At 52.9% G+C, this 16287-nt stretch carries 12 protein-coding genes; all 12 read left to right on the plus strand.

Going from position 1 to position 16287, the window contains the following annotated elements; genetic code table 11:
• The first annotated feature begins 45 nt into the window (after positions 1–45).
• Entirely contained in the window at positions 46–747 is a 702-nt protein-coding gene (locus H7F31_RS08570; RefSeq protein WP_187103800.1) for a hypothetical protein, read from the plus strand.
• Positions 748–899: 152 nt separating this feature from the next.
• Entirely contained in the window at positions 900–1445 is a 546-nt protein-coding gene (locus H7F31_RS08575; RefSeq protein ID WP_187103801.1) for a GNAT family N-acetyltransferase, read from the plus strand.
• A gap of 3 nt (positions 1446–1448) precedes the next feature.
• The gene (locus H7F31_RS34460; protein ID WP_187103802.1) at positions 1449–2558 is read left to right on the plus strand and encodes a GNAT family N-acetyltransferase; all 1110 of its coding nucleotides are present in this window, start codon (positions 1449–1451) and stop codon (positions 2556–2558) included.
• Between the two features lie 32 nt (positions 2559–2590).
• Positions 2591–4363: a helix-turn-helix domain-containing protein gene (locus H7F31_RS08585; RefSeq protein WP_187103803.1), complete on the plus strand. Its 1773-nt coding sequence runs from the start codon at positions 2591–2593 to the stop codon at positions 4361–4363.
• A 103-nt stretch (positions 4364–4466) separates the two neighbouring features.
• Positions 4467–5477 (plus strand): ABC transporter substrate-binding protein, encoded by a 1011-nt coding sequence (locus H7F31_RS08590; protein ID WP_261800490.1) that lies wholly within the window; start codon positions 4467–4469, stop codon positions 5475–5477.
• Positions 5474–6535, plus strand: coding sequence for an NAD(P)/FAD-dependent oxidoreductase (locus H7F31_RS08595; protein WP_187103805.1), 1062 nt, complete (start codon positions 5474–5476; stop codon positions 6533–6535). The genes H7F31_RS08590 and H7F31_RS08595 overlap by 4 nt, the downstream gene beginning before the upstream one ends.
• 269 nt (positions 6536–6804) lie before the next feature.
• Complete coding sequence (locus H7F31_RS08600) at positions 6805–9063, plus strand: helix-turn-helix domain-containing protein (protein ID WP_187103806.1); 2259 nt, start codon at positions 6805–6807, stop codon at positions 9061–9063.
• Between the two features lie 116 nt (positions 9064–9179).
• Complete coding sequence (locus H7F31_RS08605) at positions 9180–10079, plus strand: ABC transporter permease (RefSeq protein WP_187103807.1); 900 nt, start codon at positions 9180–9182, stop codon at positions 10077–10079.
• Between the two features lie 31 nt (positions 10080–10110).
• On the plus strand, positions 10111–11007 hold the full coding sequence (locus H7F31_RS08610) for a carbohydrate ABC transporter permease (RefSeq protein ID WP_187103808.1): 897 nt from the start codon (positions 10111–10113) through the stop codon (positions 11005–11007).
• Positions 11008–11026: 19 nt separating this feature from the next.
• Entirely contained in the window at positions 11027–12658 is a 1632-nt protein-coding gene (locus H7F31_RS08615) for an extracellular solute-binding protein (protein ID WP_187103809.1), read from the plus strand.
• Positions 12659–12718: 60 nt separating this feature from the next.
• Complete coding sequence (locus H7F31_RS08620) at positions 12719–14002, plus strand: FAD-dependent oxidoreductase (protein WP_222622743.1); 1284 nt, start codon at positions 12719–12721, stop codon at positions 14000–14002.
• A gap of 12 nt (positions 14003–14014) precedes the next feature.
• Entirely contained in the window at positions 14015–16255 is a 2241-nt protein-coding gene (locus H7F31_RS08625; protein ID WP_187103810.1) for a family 78 glycoside hydrolase catalytic domain, read from the plus strand.
• Positions 16256–16287: the final 32 nt, after the last annotated feature.

Consider the following 16287-nt stretch of genomic DNA (forward strand, 5'->3'; position numbering starts at 1 on the left):
AGGCTTTTTTGGTTCGAGGGCTAATTCGTCTGCGCAGCAGCAATCTTGCGGAAGCGCGGCATTATAGCTGGTTTTCCAGCTACATTCGGCGATTCGGCACCCCGTGTGGCACATAATTGTTCAAGCTACTCTCAGCTAGCCAATAAAGCTGATTTTTCTACTATAATCAACGCGGCAAGCCTGTCCGAGGAATATTTTAGCGGAAGTTTCGGCTTTATTTCGGATGTATGTGTATTGCTGTCCTTGTCTATTAAAGTCACGTCTACGTTGTCCTATGCACAAGTTAATTACCGTGATATAGTCGGCTTGAAGGTTTTGGAAGATTATTCAGGGTCGCGAGAGGGGATTGGCAAAATGGATCGGCCATTCGGGCATGAAATGGGGCTTGCAATGACTATGGGCCCCAGGCTTAAGTGCGAAGTTGAAAGACAGCTGATTCTTGATTTAAACCACTACCATCCATTTTCTGTAGAACTCAGGTTTGATTGGTCGTACAGTTGTATTGAGGGCAAGTGTATGGATTATCTGGATGGATCGCTAGACCGTTTTTCGAGCATCTCGGTTTACGACGCAGAGGGGGAAATGGTATGCGATGGCTGGATGGACTTTCTGTATGTGCAGGAAAACGATCAGTTAATTGTGTACTGGGAATATCTCGATATCTATATAGATGAAACAATGGTTGAGGCAAAAACGACGACTGGAGTGCCGGAACATATTAAGCGCATGTACCGTTTAGGAGGTTAACAGGTTAATGATGGAAATCGTGATAAGGAGAGAAGAGAGAGGGAGCAAGGGGAGGGCTCGCCTAACGAGGAGCTAGGTTAAAATCCGGCGAATTTAGACACTCGTTCAGGAGCTCCGTGGAACTTGCCCTAATACGAAAGGTGGTTAACGTCATGAATAAAATCCCCGTTATCGAGACGCCGAGGCTGCGGCTTAGGCCGCTAAGGATAAAGGATGCATCTGATGTGTTCCATTACTTCGCTCAGGACGAGGTGACGGAATATTACGATGTGGAGAGCTTCACGGAGCTGGAGCAAGCGGAGAAGCTGATTCAGTTCTGGCATGACAGATTCCACAATCAGCAAGCCGTCCGATGGGGAATTACGCTTCGATCACAAGATCGGGTCATCGGCACATGCGGCTTCCATAATTGGACCCAAAAGCATTGCAAAGCCGAGGTGGGCTACGAACTGTCTCCCGAGTACTGGCGGCAAGGGATTATGGCCGAAGCATTGCATGCGATTATGCATTTCGGTTACGGGCAGATGGCGCTGAACCGTATCGCTGCAATCATTCTGCCGGGCAATACGGGGTCCCGAAGACTGCTGGAGAAGATGGGCTTCTATGAAGAAGGCACGTTGAAGGAGTATTATTATAAAAAGGAAAGCTTTAGAGATGCGATTATTTTTTCGAAGCTGAACGCGGGGAAGGAAGCATAACGAATGGCATATCAAAACATCTTGTTCGATCTGGACGGAACCATAACGGATCCCAAGGAAGGTATTACGAAGTCCGTGCAATACGCGCTGGCCAAATTCGGCATCCACGAAAAAAACCTCGATGTTCTCGATCCGTTTATAGGACCGCCGCTAGCCCAATCGTTCCGGGAGCTGTACGCGTTCGGCGAATCGGACGCCAGGCAGGCCGTAGAGTACTACAGGGAATATTTCAAGGAGACGGGAATCTTCCAGAATGCTTTATTCGGCGGAATGGTAGACTTGCTGGCCGGGTTGCAGCGGCAAGGGCGCTCGCTCATTCTGGCGACGTCCAAGCCGACCGTATTCGCGCGGCGGATCCTGGAGCACTTCCGGATTGAGAAGTACTTCACTGCCGTTCATGGCAGCGAACTCGACGGCACGCGGTCCGACAAGACGGAGCTCATCGCGTACATTATGCAACAACATAAGCTGGATAAGTCGGGGACGATCATGGTTGGCGATCGTAAACACGACATCATCGGCGCCCGCAACAACGGTATATCGTCCATCGGAGTTACGTTCGGCTATGGCAGCCAGGAGGAGTTAACGGGGGCGGGGCCGACGACCATTTGCCATTCCGTAGATGAGTTGAAGAAGACGCTTCTTTTGCGGGGTTCTAATCAGGCGACAGTGACAGAAGTGCGCGCCATTGGGATTCGCGACTCCGAAACCGTGGACCGCCTGACGGCCGTCTGGCATTCCTCCGTGGCGGCGACGCATGATTTTCTGACCGCTGAAGAGATCCGTTCCATTGAACCCGAGGTTCGGCAGGGCTTGCAGCTAATCGAGTATCTGTATGGTTATTATGAAGAAGACCGGCAGCCGCTCGGTTTCGTCGGCATGCAGGATGACAAGATCGAGATGCTGTTCGTGGAGGCGAAGCAACGCGGGAGGGGCATAGGCAAAAAGCTGCTGGAGGCCGCTCTCAAGCACGAGGGAGCGCGATACGTCGACGTGAACGAGCAGAACGTGCAGGGCTGTGCTTTCTACGCAAACAGAGGGTTCCGGATCGTCGGCAGGTCCGAGTTGGATTCGCAAGGCCGACCGTATCCGATTCTTCATTTGGAAATATAGTACATTGTTATGACCTGAGGAGGGAGACATCCATGTCCAACAAACCCGAATTTGAGCCTGCTCGCGCCAAGTCTGCCAGGGTAGCTCCCTCGCTCTATGGGGGAATCCCGGGCGGACGTATGGATGGATCGTCGTCCCTGCTTCGTGTCCCACCCGGAGAGGAGCTGTTGATCGGGGAGGGACAGCCGCTTGTCTTCCTTCGGCGGGCCGTTCATTATACGGGGCAATGGCCCTCCACAATGAAAAGAAGGCGCGTCGGCGTTTTCGCCCTGCTGTACATCAAGCACGGCCGTGGCGAATTAAGCGTCGACAATGTCCCCATCTCCATTGCCGGCAATCAGCTTCTTCTGCTCACGCCCGGCATGTATATGATCGAACAGGCTGATGCGCTTGCAGACTGGGAAGTCCATTACATCGCCTTCAAGCTGCTGCGTCCGGTACGAGAGGAGGGGGGCTGGGCGCTTGCGCCCTTCGAATGGTCGCACTTCCCGCGAGGCGGGGCGATGTCCGTTACTGACATGCACTCGATCGAAAGGCTAATCGAACGGTTGCATGAAGGCGGGAATGACGCTGACGGCATGTTTGGATGGAAACGCCAGCTGGCGCTGTCGGAACTGCTGTATACGATTCTGTCGGAGCAGAAGATGCAGCGGACTCCCTATTCGGCGCCGGATGCTGTAAGGCGCTGCGCAGCCTATATCGACCGGCATTATAAGGACAATATTCGAATGGACGAGCTGGCTAGCTGGTGCGGTCTCCATCCCAGTACGTTCACGCGCCATTTCAAGGCCGCGATGGGGGTGCTGCCCAGCGACTATTTAATCCATGCGCGCATTGAAGCGGCCAAAACCATTTTGCCGGGAGGCGGTCCGCTGAGGGAGATTGCGCGGCAGGTGGGTTTTTGCGATGAATATTATTTTAGCCGGATGTTCAAGAAGGTTGCCGGAGTTTCCCCTTCCGTCTACCTTCGTACGGCAGGAGAGCGTACGCAAGGCAAGGAGCGAAACGGCAGGATATTGAAGCCTGTTAATGTCGCGGTTACGTACGTGGACGAGGTCGACCATCTGATCGCGCTTGGCCTGCTCCCCGCAGCCGTGCCTGCCGACCATCAAACGGATCGGCAAGAGACGGTCATTCCCTATCTGAAGCCTTACATTGCCCATCTCCCGCATATCGGCTGCGAGCTGTCGATCGACATGGAGCGTCTGCGCAAGCTTGCCCCCGAGCTGATTATCGCCGGCCGCTTCATGAAGAGCTGGGGCGTGAACGGCTTTGCCGACATCGCTCCGACCCACTATTACAGCTGGGAGGTAGACTGGCGCAACGTGCATCGCCAGCTCTCGGCCATGCTGGGACGGGAAGCCCACGCTGAGCAAAATATCGCGCAATTCGACCGGCTCGTCCGCTCCGCGAGGGACCGGATGTACGCTGCATGCGCGAGCAAGACGTTCCTCTTCCTGGAGTCGACAAGGGAAGGCGTAAGGGTAAGTCCTTATATGAGCAACGGAGGCTGGCTGCTCTACCAACAGCTGGGACTGACGCCGGCATCGATCGTAAGCGTCAACGGCTGGGAGCATTACGTTACGTCGGAGGAAGCGGCCGCGATTCCGGCCGACTATCTGTTCGTAGGGCAGCGAAGCGGCTCGGCCGACGTGCATCGCGGGTTGTTGGAGGAGCCCGGGATACGACGGTTAGGTCCCCGTTTAATCGAGCTGCCCCGCTATCCATGGGGGAAGGGCGGTCCGATCGCCTACTCGATGGGCGTGAAGCTGATCCTGGCTTTGTTTGCAAAATTCCACAAATAATTTGCGGAAATCGTACATGGCTTTCCCATCGGAAATGCGTTACTCTTCTTGTTGAGAAGAATTATCATTATCGACTGACGAGGAGAGAAAAGTTGTGAAGAGAATGCAAAAATGGGGACTCTTGCTGGCGATGTCGGCACTTATCATGATTCTGTTGGCCGCCTGCGGAGGAGAGAACAAGGCAACAAACGAAGGAGGAGAGGGAAGCTCCGCGCCGGGCAGCGCGAGCCCCTCGCCTGAAGTTATAGAAGAGACGCCGGAGCCGTCGCCAACCGTGCGCACTGTCACGACGCTGGCAGGCACGGTGGACATTCCGGCCAATCCGGAGCGGATCGTACTGACGTATGACGACGACGTCGATCACTTCCTGGCGCTCGGTCTAAAACCTGTCGCCGCTCCGCTTTATGACAGGGACGATAACATTAACGGCTATCTGCCTTATTTGGCGGATCAATTGGAAGGAATGGGGACGTTCCCGCTATCAACCGATTTCGAGCCTATCGTGGCAGCGGAGCCCGATCTGCTCGTTGCCGGTTATCATCACCGCGAGGTGCTGACGGAGCTGCAGAAGATTGCTCCTACCGTCTACTTCGAATGGGATGTCGACTGGCGGAAGACGCATCTGGAGATGGGACGCCTGCTGAATTTGGAGGAGAAGGCTAAGAGCAACGTCGATGCCTTTAATGCGGAAATGGAAATTACCAAGACGTATGTCGCCGACGCAATCGGAGACGAACCCGTCGCGTTTATCAAGGTCCGTCAAAATCAGCTGGAGCTGTATGGCGGTCCGGGAACCGGTTCTTCCGCTTCCTTTATCCTGTACGATCTGCTTGGCCTGACGCCGGTTAAGGATGCCGCTACGGACACATGGGGCGCACAGTTCTCGCTCGAGAGCTTTACGGGTCTGGAAGCGGAGCATCTCTTCCTGTTGGTGCAAGGGAACGACGAAAATGCGGCGCTTGTGGACGACTTGCTCAGCAATGAGCTGTACAAAAACGTGCCGGCCATTCAGAAGGGCCAGGTGTACAAGGTGAATAGTTATCCATGGGAGCGCGGCGGTCCAATCGTCTTCACCGAGGGAATGAAGCAGATTCGCGAGATGATCAAGCCATGAACGGCCCATCTTCGAAAGAGACTGGCGAACTCTATGATCTGACCATAATCGGCGGTGGTCCCGCGGGCATGTATGCGGCTTTCTATGCGGGCATGCGGGATATGAAGGTCAAGCTGATCGAGGGCAAGGACGAACTGGGAGGTTTCCTGCATCATTACGCGGAGAAAATGATCTGGGATGTCGGCGGCATTCCGCCGCTCCGCTGCGATCAATTAATTAGGCATCTGGCTGAGCAAGCGCGAACTTTCGATCCGACGATCGTCTTCGGCCAGCGGGTCGACGGACTGGAGTCGCTGCCCGGCGGCGCTTACCGATTGCGCACCGATAGTGGAGAAACGCATGATACGAAGACGATCCTCATCACGGTCGGGCGGGGCATTACCGAGATGACCAAGCTGGACATCCGGGGCGCGGACCGCTACGAGTTGACCAATCTGCATTATACCGTCCAGAATCCGGAAGCCTTCCGAGACAAGAGAGTGCTTATATCCGGCGGAGGGAACTCCGCCGTAGACTGGGCGAACGAGCTTGTCGATGTGGCAAAGCAAGTGATCGTGGCGCATCGCCGCGAGGAGTTCGGCGCCATGGAGCGCAGCGTTTCCAGGATGCTGGAGAAGGCGGACGTGCGAACGCCCTATGAGCTGCATGAGCTGCATGGCGAGGGAGATGCCATAGGCGCGGTCAGTATCAGGCATGGCGGAAGCGGCGATATGGAGCTGATCGAGGTCGATGCCGTCGTCGTTAGTCACGGCTATTCACGAAGCTACGGCGACTTGTTGCACTGGGGGCTGGATATCGGCAAGCATGGGATTCATGTCAGCGACCAGACTGTGACGAACCTCCCCGGAATCTTCGCTGCCGGGGATTGCGCCTCCTACTCCAACAAGGTCAAGCTGATCGCAGGCGCCTTCACCGACGCGGTGCTCGCCGTTAACAGCGCCATGAGCTACATCGATGCCGAGGCGCCTGACATGGCGTATGTCTCTTCGCATAACGAAAAATTCCGGGAGATGAACAAGCAGTTGCATCGTGGAAGCACGGCGGTAGAAAAGCAATAAAAGACGCGGCATGGCGATGCTTCAATCGTTAAACTTAGGAAAGACACGGAATGCGGTTCCGTGTCTTATTTGCGTTCGAGAATGAGCCGGTATGGGCTATAATTCGGAGTTAATCGGCTTCAAGCGAATATGACCGATTTGTCAAAAATCGCTCATTTACTTTTCGGCCCTAAATCGATATAAAATGATAAAGGCGCTAGCGATCGTTCTACTTACTTTTTGTAAGCGTTAACAGCATAGAGAAATAAAAAAAAGGGGCCAAGAAAGTCATGAACAAAAAATCCAGGTTATGGCGAGATTATTTGATATCCTATGTTTTTATCTTTGCCATCCCCTTCCTCATCCTCGGTATGTTTATATACATGAACGCGGTGAAGGTTGTTCAGCATGAGATCGAACAAGCGAACAGCTATAAGCTGAAGCAAGTGCAAAGTTATCTCGACGGCCAGATTAACGGCTTAAAGCATATGGCCGCTAAGATGGCCTTTGATCAACGGCTGACTCCATATGCGGCTAAGCTGAACGACTATTCGGCAGCGGAGACGGTGAAAGAGCTGTCCAGATACAAGGACAACAGCTTGATTTTGGAGAGCGTATTGCTTTACTTCCGCAACGATGATCATATCTATTCCGATGAAGGCGTTGTTTCGCTTGATGTGCTGACCAAAGAGATGTATCCCTTCCCGCAGGCGGAGCGCGAAGCATTTTTGCACGATCTGTCCACGAGTCTCCAGATTACATTGAAACCAGCCGTTCCGGTACAGCTGAGAGGCAGCCGGGAAGAGCGTCTGCTCACTTATATGTTCCCGATTATGCCGAACAATAGCCAGCCTTATGGCACGGTGCTGTTTCTGATCAACGAATCGATGCTGACAAGCATGATGAGCAATATGCTGGGCAATGTGCAAGGCGCCGTCTATTTGCTCAACGAGGCTGGCGAAGTGCTTGCCGTCGAGCGGACGGAGGACTCTCCGGAGCTGGAGCGCATCATGCAGAAGTCCGAGCTCAAGACGGGCGAGGTCATCAGTAAAATCGGCTCTACAAGCTATTCGGTCATGAGCGAGAAGTCGGAGCTGACGGGCTGGACGTACATGATCGTAATGCCGACGGATCAGTTCTGGTACCGGGTCATCGAGTTCAAGCAGATTGCCGGCTTGGTGCTGCTGCTGGTGCTCGTGATCGGCATTGTTGCGGCCTGGTTCGTTTCCTTCAAAAAGTCGGGCCCGATCCGCGCGCTTGTTGCGCATTTGCAGCATCAGGGCACGCCGGGAAGATCGGAGCGGAGAAGCTCTAACGAGTTCGACTTCATTCGCGGAACGGTGGATGACCTGCATCATTATACGCTGCAACTGGAAACGAATATGGAGCAGCAACTGCCTTTGGTTATCGATCAAATGCTCTATCGGGCATTAACGGGGAGCGGCTCCGAAGCGGAGACGGGGGCGGGATCGGCTTTATATCCGCATATTCAAGGCCAATATTATTACGTCATGGTCATTTCTTATCGACAAGACAGCGATGGGATCGTTGACTCGTCCGGCCGCGAAGCGCTTTACCGTGTTCTAAATCGGGTCGAGGCACCGGGCAGCAACGGCTTTGGCATCGAATTGCTGGATGAACAGGCAATTGCGCTTGTCATGTCGGTTAGGGAAGCTGTGGCGGATACAAGAGCAAATCAGAAGCAGGCTGCCGACACCATTCAGGCATTATTGCGAGAGAAGCTCGGCATCCATTCCTTGATCGGCGTCGGTACGGCTCGCTGCGAGCTGTCCGACATTAATCAATCGTTTATCGAAGGGCTTGCCACCATTGAATATCGTCTGTTGTTCCCGGAGGGGCATGTGCTGTTCTTCGAAGATACCGCGAAGCTCCAGGATCATAATCGCCAATATTCGATGGGCGACCAGATGAAGTTTACGCAAAGCCTTAGAATGGCGGATCAAGCCGTATGTCTGGATTCCTTGCACGCGATGCTGGACAATATGGCGCAGATGGAGCAGTCCGTGCTGTTGCTTCGTTATATTTGCTTCGATCTTGTTAATGCCGTGCTGAAAGAGATGAGAACGCTGAAGACCGGGATGGATTGGCCGGAAACGAAACGAATGATGGAGTTCCAGACTTTGGAGGATTTGCGGGAAAGCATGAGTATCGTTGTGGTCCGTATTTGCGAGCATGTGGGTGCGGGCAAACAAACGAAGCGCGCCGACCTGTGCGCCAAAATTATACAGCAAATCGATCAGGGCTACAGGTCGGATCAGCTAAGCCTGGACATGCTGGCCCAGCAATTCGACGTGTCCGCTTCCTATATTAGCCGATTAATTCGCGAGCAGACGGGCACATCCTTTATGGAATACGTGCAGCAGCTTCGGATTGAGGCGGTCAAGCGGGAGATGCTGTCAACCGATCGTCCCATTAAAGATATTATTATCGAAGCCGGCTATCAGGATATGTCGAGCTTTATTAAGAAATTCAAGAAGTCCGAGGGGCTGACCCCGGGCGAATACAGGAAAAAAGCGCGGACGGAATAGGTCATTTATGACGGAATCCAATATGACCGATTGAACAAAAACCGCTCATTTACAGTACACTCCCCTCAAATCTATAGTGAGTAGCATAAATCGATGAGGGGAGGGAAGAAATTTCGATGGCCACGCTTTCAAGGAACATCCGCAAGTATTGGCAACTGTACGTCTTTATTATTCCCGCACTGGCCTACTTTATTGTGTTTCATTACATCCCGATATACGGCGCGCAAATTGCTTTCAAAAACTATTCGGCTGTAAAAGGGATATGGGGAAGCTCGTGGATCGGCTTTGATCATTTCGAACGTTTTTTTAATTCGTATTATTTCGGATTGCTGTTAAAAAACACGCTGCAAATCAACTTGTACCAGCTGGCGCTGTTCCCGGTCTCGATTATTGTAGCGTTGTCGATTCATGAGGTGGCCAAGGCGCGGTTCAAACGTTTCGTGCAGTTAGTCACGTATGCGCCGCATTTTATTTCGGTCGTCGTCATCTCGGGCATGATTCTGGTCTTTCTGGATCCGTCCTCGGGCATTGTCAACACGCTCATCAAAGCTCTGGGCGGAGAGCCGATCTCGTTTATTACAGAGCCGGGATGGTTCAAAAGCATTTATGTGCTGTCCGGGGAATGGCAGAACCTGGGGTGGGGCGCCATCATCTATTTGGCTGCGCTCGCGGGCATCAATCCGGAGCTTCATGAAGCTGCGCAAATCGACGGCGCCAGTCGATGGCAGCGAATCTTTCATATCAATATTCCGGGTATTATGCCAACCATTATTATTTTGTTTATTCTTAATTTGGGCAGCTTCATGAACGTTGGATTCGAAAAAATCTATTTGCTGCAAAATCCGCTGAACATGGAGTCCTCCGAGGTCATTCAGACACATGTGTACAAAAGTGGTTTGCTTCAAGCGCAGTACAGCTACACGGCGGCAATCGGCTTGTTCAATAATGCAATTAATTTTGCGATTCTGCTTACCTTCAACAGACTGGCGAGAAGGAGCGGCAACAGTCTATGGTAGAATCGAGGCGGAAGACCGGAGGGACAGAGGGATGATCAGACAAACATGGGGAGACCGGGTGTTCCAAGCTATCAATAGCGGATTTCTAGCGATTCTGGCGATGCTGGTGTTGTATCCGCTTATCTATATCGTAAGCGCATCGATTAGCGATCCGTCCTATGTAAATGCCGGACAAATGTGGTTATGGCCAAAGGGATTAACGTTCGAGGGTTACGAACGGGTATTTCAAAATCCGGATATTTGGCAGGGTTACTTGAACTCCGCATTTTATACGGTTGCCGGCGTATTGATTAATTTGGCCGTCACCTTGCCATGCGCGTATGCGCTGGCGAGGAAGGACTTGCCGGGCCGCACGCCGGTTACGCTTATTATTATTTTTACGATGTTTTTTAGCGGAGGCCTGATTCCGAACTACTTGCTGGTAAAGGAACTCGGCATGGTGAATACGTATTGGGCGCTCTTGCTGCCTGCGGCGGCTTCGGCGATCAATATTATCGTATCGCGAACCTTCTTCCAATCGAATATTTCGCGGGAGATGGAGGAGGCGGCCGCTATGGACGGCTGTTCGGATTTCAGAATGTTTTTCGTCATCGTGCTGCCGTTATCCAAAGCGATTATCGCGGTTATGGCGCTCTTTTACGGCGTCGGCCATTGGAACCAATATTTTGGAGCACTCATTTATTTGAGCGACCGAGACATGTTCCCGTTGCAGCTGTTCTTGCGGGAAATATTGGTGCAGCAAGAAATTGCGGCGCAAATGCTGATGAACGGCGGCGATGTGGAATTGATGATGGCGGAGCAGACCCGGATATCGGAGCTGATCAAATACGCGGTTATGATCGTTGCCGCTCTGCCGCTTATTATTGTATATCCGTTTGTTCAGCGTCATTTTGTGCAGGGCGTTATGATCGGATCCATAAAAGGATAAAAAACAGGGAGGTTTTTCTATGAGAAAAAGAACAGTGCGCAGCGTAGCTGCAGCAGTGGCGCTAATTTTAGCTGTATTGCCGGGTTGCGCGTCGAACGGCAACGAGGGAAATACAAAAACGAATATCAACCAGGCGGAAGGGCAGAAGCCGTCCGATACGCCGAAAACATTTAATGAAACGGGCCTTCCGATCGTGGACCAGCCGATCAAGTTGACGATGATGGGCGCCGAGGACATGCAGCGGAATTGGGAGGACCTGTATTTCTTTAAAGGAATGGAAAAGGATACGAATATTCAGTTCAAATATACGACCTTGCCAAGCACATCCTATCAGGAACGCAAAAACCTGGCCTTTGCCAGCAATGAATTGCCGGATGTATTTTTTAATGGCGGACTAAGCAGCAATGACGAAGTGAATTATGGCTCGCAAGGCATGCTGATTCCGCTGGAACAATTAATTGCGGATTATGCGCCAACGTTGACGAAGCTGTTCGAACATAATCCGGAAATTCGCCAATCGATTACCGCGCCGGACGGACATATTTATGCGCTGCCGCAAATTGCGGATCATCCGCGCGACCGTTTCCCCCGATTGTTTGTCAATGGCGAATGGTTAAACAATCTGAACATTAGCCAGTTGCCTTCAACCGTTGACGAATTATATGACATGCTTGTTAAGTTCCGCGATGAGGATCCTAACCAGAATGGTGTAGCCGACGAAATTCCGTTGACCGGGGATAACAAACTGCATTATCTTCGGCCGATTATGTTGTCGTACTTCGGTTATGTCAGCGATTTCGTTAACGTGAAGGATGACAAGGTCAACTTCGTGCCGGTACAGTCCGGCTACAAGGACTACTTGACTTTTATGAATAAGCTGTACGCCGAGAAGTTGCTGGATCCCGAAATTTTCTCTCAGAACAAAGCGCAAATGACGGCCAAAGGCGAAAACGAGCTGTACGGCGTCATGGGCAACAGTCTGCCGATCTTCGGCGGAAAGGATAGGCAGGTTGTGCCTAATAACATCTTGGACAATCCGCAAATGCCGCCGCTTGTGAGCGAGGCGGGCGCAACGCCGATCTACCTGGAGCGAGATACGATCCGCCGCGGCATGTTTGCGATTACTAGCGCGAATAAACATCCGGAAGCAACAATTCGCTGGTTTGACTACCTCTATTCGGAGGAAGGTTACCTGCACGCGCAGTACGGCATAGAAGGCGAGAGCTATCGCTGGTCCGATACGGATCCGAAGTATGTGGAGTTTATGGTTCCGGAGGGAATGCTGGAGAACGATTTCAAAAATATGAAGGTGTCTAATTTGGGTTATGGCTTCGCCAACGAAGAGTTGGAGAAGAAGTTCCTGAACTCGAGCTGGCTCGGATTCGTGCTGAATGACCAGGTCGGACAGTATGAGGATTATGGCCAGAAGGCGTTCCCGCTTACTTATTTCACGGAAGATGAGCTGCAGCGGGTTAACGCGATCACGGTTGATCTGCAAACCTTTATTGAACAAATGGAGGCGAAGATCGTCGTTGGTCAGGACCCGGTGTCGAAATGGGAAGAATACGTGCAGACGATGAATAAAATGGGGGTAGAGGAACTGGTAGCCATCTATCAAGCTTCCTATGATCGCTGGAAAAACGCAAAATAAAATTCGGGAACGGGCGAAGCGAGATGCTGCGCCCTTTTCCTTGCGGAGAGGAAGAGGATTGTGAGGGAGAAGCAACGAAACATACAGGAGTATGACGTCGTCGTGGTCGGCGGCGGATCGGCGGGAACAGCCGCAGCGATGCAAGCGGCCAAAGCGGGAGCCAAAACGGCTTTGATCGAAAAAAACGGGATGCTGGGCGGAACGACGACGGTCGGCGCCGTCAACTTCCCGGGGTTGTTCCATGCTTGGGGGAAGCAGGTGATCGCCGGACTCGGCTGGGATGCGGTCGTGCGGACGGCCGAGCTGGAGGGAGCGGAGCTGCCGGACTTCTCCGTCGTGCCCGAACGGCATTGGCAGCACCAGATTCGCATCAATCGGTTCCTGTATTCGGCCGTGTTGGACGAAATGTGCGTTGACGCCGGAGTGGAATTGAGGTTTCATGAAATGACGGCGGCGGCCGAGGGGACCGATTCCGGCATCCTGCTGACTGTGGCGGGCAAAGAAGGGATAAGCCTGCTGCATGCTAGCAAGGTTGTGGACGCGACCGGAGATGCCGATGTATGCGGCTTGCTCGGTTACGGACGAGTACAGAGCGAACATAAGCAGCCCGGAACGTTAATCAATGAAATCGGCGGGTACGAGATGGACGATATTAATCAGCTTGAGCTAAAGCAGCTTTATGATGCGGCGCTTGCCAAAGGAGAAATTCGTATGACGGATCATCCGGCAAGCGACATTCCGTTCTATCACGATTTAAAGGGCGGCGCCATAAGCATGCATGTGCCGGGAATAGACGGCGGCAGCTCGGCGACAAGAACGGCGGCGGAGCTGGAGGCGCGCCGGACCTTGCTGCGCATCTACAAATTTCTGCGCTCGGTTCCGGGCTGCGAGCGGCTTACGATCCGATTTGCCGCGAGCGAATGCGGCATTCGCGAAACATGGCGGATCGTCGGGGAGGAAACCGTCACCGAAGAAGCGTATTTAAATGGGTATGTGTGGCCTGACGCGGTGTGTTACAGCTATTATCCGATAGATCTGCATCATCCGAGCAGCAACACGATTATAAAAAAGTATCCGGCCGAAAATGTCGTCGCGACGATTCCGTACAAAGCGCTTATACCGGTTCGGAGCGAACATCTGCTTGTCGCCGGACGTTGTATAGCAGGCGATCAGATGGCCAATTCCGCTTATCGGGTTCAAGCCACTTGCATGGCTACCGGGCAAGCCGCAGGAGCCGCCACCGCGCTTGCCTCGCGAAATAACGTAAAGGTTCAGGAGTTGTCTTACAAGGAATTGACGGATTGTCTGCGACAACATGGCGCAATCGTGCCGAATCGTATGTAGGGGGAATGGAAGGTGGAGAAACGTTGGACGGCGTCATGGATTACGGATGAACGGTTCGTCGATCGGCCAAAGCTCGATTTGTTCCATAAGGAGATGGAAGACGGGCAGACGCATAGTCACGAGGAAGCTTTAACGAACGTTCATATGCTCGTCCGCAAATCGTTGCAATGGGATCGGGCTGTCGAGGAAGCGTGGCTGGATATCACAGCGGACGATTATTATAAGCTTTATATCAACGGGCAGCCGGTCGGTCAAGGTCCGGCGCAAAGCAGCTACGATCATTATTATTACAATCGATATAACGTTGCGCCTTATTTGAAGCCGGGAACGAACGTGATCGCCGTTCATCTCTATTACCACGGGCTTGTTTGCCGCTCTTACAACAGCGGCGATTACCGCCAGGGCATGATCGCGGAATTGGAGATCGACGGACGGCTCGCGGCGGTTACCGATGAGACATGGTTGTGCCGGATAGCGAAGGAATACGGCAGCGGCGGCATTATCGGCTATAATACGCAGTTTCTCGAGGCGATAGACAGCCGGAAGAAACAGGCCGACTGGCGGGAGCCCGAAGCTTCTCTTGCCGATTGGAAGCCGTGTCGTACGCTTGCGGGCCATGATTATACGCTGATTACCCAGCCGACGCCTCCGCTCGCGGTTTATCCCATCCGCCCGCAGCGCGTTGTTCGGTTATCGGAGGGCGGCCTTTGGATAGATTTCGGTCATGAATTGACCGGACAGCTGCAGTTTCAGGCGCGCGGTCAAGCGGGAGATATCGTCGAAATCCGCTGCGGCGAGGAACTGCTTGAGTCCGGGGACGGAGCGGAGCAAGATCCTCGGCGCGTTCGATTTCAGATGCGCTGCAATTGCGATTACCGGGAGCTCTGGACCTTGTCGGGCGCGGTGGACGAACCTGACTTCTATGACTACAAAGCGTTTCGTTACGCCGAAATTATTGCGCCGTCTTCCGTTGTCATCGATATAGACAGCATTCATGCCATCGCGAGGCATTACCCGTTGAATGAACAAGCGAGCCGATTCCGCTCCTCCAATGATTTGTTAAATCAGATCTGGTCGATTTGCGGCAACGGCGTACAATGGGGCTCTCAAGAAAACTACGTGGACTGCCCTAGTCGAGAGAAGGGGCAGTATCTGGGCGACAATACGATTATTACGCATGCCCATGCTTATCTTTCGGGCGATTTGCGGCTGTTCCGCAAATCCTTGCTCGATTTCCGGCAATATTCCCTTAAAGTATGCGAGGGTTTTACGGCGGTTGCGCCGGGACATCATATGCAGGAAATTGCCGACTTCTCGCTGCAATGGCCCATGCAGCTGCTGCAATATTACAGGCAAAGCGGCGATGCCGACTTTCTGCGCGAGATGCTTCCGGCGGCCGAAGGCATTCTCCGCCATTTCGCTCAATTCGAACGAGAGGATGGCCTGCTGGAGCGGGTAACGGACAAGTGGAATTTGGTGGATTGGCCGGTTGGGATGAGGGACGACTACGATTTTCCGTTGACGCAGCCGATCGGCGAGGGCTGCCATCTTGTTGTAAATGCCTTTTATTACGGAGCCTGGAGCGTCGTGCTGCAAATGCGGAATATTCTGGACGCCAAGGTTCAGGTTCAGGGGGATTCTCAAGATAGGCAAAAGCAGGAGCAAAGGCGCGAGTCGTTCCGAGCGCAGTTTTACGATCCGGAGCATCGATTGTTTGTGGATGCGGTGGGCTCTAGCCATCATTCTCTGCATGCCAATGCGTTGTCGCTGCTATTCGGACTTGCCGACGAAGGGGAGGAAGTACAGTCGATTGTGCGGTTCATTAGCCAAAAGAGGCTGAGCTGCGGCGTCTATATGGCTTATTTTGTTCTTCAGTCGTTGGCAAAAGCGGGAGCATACGACTTGCTTTACGAGCTGATTGTATCCGACGACGCCAATTCCTGGAGCACCATGATCAAGGAAGGAGCGACAACCTGCTTCGAAGCCTGGTCGAAGGAAGCAAAGTGGAATACAAGTTTATGCCACCCTTGGGCAAGCGCCCCGATTCCGATGCTGATCGAACATATCGCGGGCATTCAGCCGGCGGAGCCGGGCTGGACAGAGGTGAACTTCCGGCCTCGGATTCCTGCAAGTCTTGAGGAGCTGCATCTATCGTTCCGGACGGTTGCCGGACCATTTGTGCTGGAGCATGGGAAGGAAGGAACGTTTTTACTTACGCCTGACGGCGTAAAGATACGCAGCGAGCAGCTGTAGGCGTTAAAAACGCCGATGGACCGTAAAGTAAC

Origin of the sequence: Paenibacillus sp. PAMC21692, assembly GCF_014303795.1 — a bacterium.
Lineage (GTDB): Bacteria > Bacillota > Bacilli > Paenibacillales > Paenibacillaceae > Pristimantibacillus > Pristimantibacillus agaridevorans.